Below are 3,072 nucleotides of genomic sequence, written 5' to 3'. Positions count from 1 at the left end.
CGCGTCATTGCGTTGGTAATTTCATCAAGCAGAGCGTTTAGAACTTCTCCAGATTTATCTTTCGTTAAACCAGTTTCTTCTGCAATTGCGGCAATTAACTCAGGCTTCTTCATAGGATCCCCTCTTTATTATTCGGCTACGACGCTAAAAGAACAGCGCACGTCCATTAAGATAGCGAACTTGCTCAAGTTCGCAATGAAAATTTACCAACAGCAACGAATTTATAATTTTTGACATCAAAACACCCTTCGTTTCAGGTGTTTGTGGCATGAATCTCACAAATTCAGCGCTAGTTATTGGATAATCGCTGCCCTAAAACTAGTTTGATGTATCACTCGTCAAGGGAATCTGTCGGGTAACTTCAGGAGCATTTCGTGAATTTGAATTCGACTCTGCGCAAAGTGCGCTGGCTTGTATTGTGTATTGGCCTCGCTACTTTTTTTGGTGGATGTAAAGCGATAAACCAATTTTTAGTTAAGCCGTTCATCAAACCGACCGGCGATACCGTCACGCTGCTCGGTGAGGCACATATTGTCCCCTACCTTTTAACTACCGATGATACCGAAGCTGGCTGCGCCGGAGCTGAAGCGCTTACCTCTATGGTTATGGCTCTAGGCCGAATTACCGAAGAACCCCACGAGCTTGCAATTCTGCTGCACCTAGGTGCAGGCGGCTGCGAGGAAGCAAGAGCTTCAGAGAAAGAACTTGAATACCTTCGATACATTCGGGCCCTACAACCAGACTTTGCAGAAGATGCTCTCATTGCTCAAAAACGCCATCACCTCAAGGCCGCGAAACGCTACTTGGTCGCTTGGGAGCAACTAATTGAGTTCAACGATGGAAAAGAGATTGGCCGCCCACTAGAGAATGGTGGCGTAGAATGTCCAGAACTCGTTCAGGATTTCGATCAAATTGTTTGGCTAGCAGGACTCGCTGGCGGTTTGCTTGCACTGAATAACGACATCATGTCAGGTTCTTACATTGGTGTTCCGAAAAACATTGCAGCACAAGCGGAACGTGCCGCCGGATGTCTCGATAACAAGAAATGGTTTGGCGCTCCTTTGGCACTTAAAGCAACCGTTTGGAGCCTTCTCCCCGGCGCGACTCCTGAGGGAGAAGACCCTTGGGCTCGGTTGGAACAAGCAGACCTAATTGGCGAAAAAGCACGTGTGCGCTTGTCGCACGTTTTCCACGCAGTAGCCGCATACTCCAAAGGAGACGATGAGCGCCTTCGAGCAATTCTCAAGAGACACGCAGAACAAACGGCAGAGTTCCCACCTAATGAGCAATACCGTCTATTCGATGCAACAGCGACTGAAGTGTTGACTCGCCTCTCAGACAAAATGTGGACTGAGGCAACCGGTAAAAGAACACCTTTAGGGGGTCTTGGCACGTTCTGGGACGAGAACGCAGCGGACGACATCGAAGAAGTGTCTCTAGACGACCTCTTTTAGAATACCTCGCATAGTGTGAACCAGCGCACACCATTATTGCCGTAGCGGGAAGTAATAACCCTGAATTGGAACGAATTAGACCGATTCACCACTGGTTAATAGACCATAAGAGCCGATATAATCTATCGGCTTTTTTTTGCGCCATAACAACGAATTACCTTAATAAAAAACTAACTAGGGAGTAGGAATTTCGTGGTTTCCAATACAATAAAAAGTCGCTCTATGACAGAGTGGCTATCATCCCTCCCGGCTTGCATACTGCTTTTGCTCGTCGTCATTTTTAGTACCAGTAGTGATATTCACAATCAGATCCTACGGATCGGTGAACATTACTGGGAGGGCTACTACAAACTTCGTGTTGATCCTGTTCAACCGACTTGTGACCCTCAGCTAAATGTCGAAGAGGCCGTTCAAGCACGTCTAGCTGAGAGCTCAGAAGAAGACGATTTCGGTCTTTTTGATGCTGAGCCAGCAGACCCAGAGCTGATTCGTCAGTCAATAGAGAATGCTCGAGTTGATTGCGTTAAAGAGTATGCTAACTTTGAGGAAACAAAATCTCGGGTTACACCGTCTCTTGAGGTATTCCGTGCGGTAGAGCTTTTTGTGTCAGAGGTAATCGCTTTTGGGATAATGTCTCAGAAGTTTATTCTGATCGCACTCATCCTTCTCTGTGCTACTACAGCGACCTTTAGCCGACACCACATCGCGATGAGGCCAGTGATGTCGAGCCTCGATCATAAGGTCGCGAGCGTCTCCCAATTAGCTGCGAATGGCTTGCTATTGGCATCATCTGTCGCGTTTCGAACACTCGCACACTCCGATGGCTCTAAGATGACACCTGAAGCTGTGTTTATCCACGAGCTATGGGTATATGGCTTTGCCATTCTAACAATAATGAGCGCCATCAATGTTTTCCGACCCGGCCCTAATCTTTCCCCTGGAGGGAATATAGGCAGGGCATTACTGGCAGTCCCACTCTATGCAACGATGACGATCATCGCAGCGCTATTTTTCTTCTTAGGGCTGGGCGAGGGCAACAAATCTAACCCAGCAGCGCTCGGCATTTATCTCGACAAGCTTCTAGATCTCTCAGACATGTTCCTGAACGTCGGCCTGTATGTTTGGATCGGTATGATGCTGAAACAAACACGATTTGCTTCGCTGGTTCTAGCTCTATTCAAACCATGGAAGCTACCACCAGAACTATTGGTCGTATTTGTTGTCATTCTTGCAGCCATCCCAACGGCCTATACCGGTGGTTCGGGCATCTTCGTTATTGCTGCTGGCGCAGTGATCTATCACGAGCTGCGAGCGGCAGGCACTCGAAGACAGCTAGCTCTTGCGGCAACCGCTATGTCAGGCTCGATGGGTGTTGTTCTTCGACCATGCTTGCTCGTCGTGGTTATTGCATTTATGAACCGCGAAGTAACAACTGACCAACTCTTTGGTTGGGGCATTTATGTCTTCCTACTTAGCGCGGTTATGTTTGCGCTGTTTGCTACAACGCTGAATCGTCAAAATCGTTTTGAGCTTGCCTCTCCGGCAGACGCGTTTCCTCAAATGATTGCGGCGTTCAGACCTCTTATCCCATACATTGTTTGCATGGTTGCAGTGGTTC

Annotated in this window: 3 protein-coding genes; 2 read left to right on the top strand and 1 reads right to left on the bottom strand. The window is 47.9% G+C overall.

Annotation, left to right across the window (positions count from 1 at the left end):
• Nucleotides 1-113 (bottom strand): HU family DNA-binding protein (locus tag A3751_RS21790; protein ID WP_197466251.1); only part of this gene is annotated, 113 nt, incomplete at its 3' end.
• Between the two features lie 261 nt (nucleotides 114-374).
• Between A3751_RS21790 and A3751_RS09055 the strand changes: the two genes are divergently transcribed.
• Nucleotides 375-1,454 (top strand): hypothetical protein, encoded by a 1,080-nt coding sequence (locus A3751_RS09055; protein ID WP_082863141.1) that lies wholly within the window; start codon nucleotides 375-377, stop codon nucleotides 1,452-1,454.
• 222 nt (nucleotides 1,455-1,676) lie between these two features.
• Nucleotides 1,677-3,072 (top strand): C4-dicarboxylate ABC transporter (locus tag A3751_RS09050; RefSeq protein WP_068454669.1); only part of this gene is annotated, 1,396 nt, incomplete at its 3' end.

The sequence above is a fragment of the Oleiphilus sp. HI0080 genome, assembly GCF_001635135.1.
This window is presented reverse-complemented; position numbering and strand designations above follow the sequence as displayed.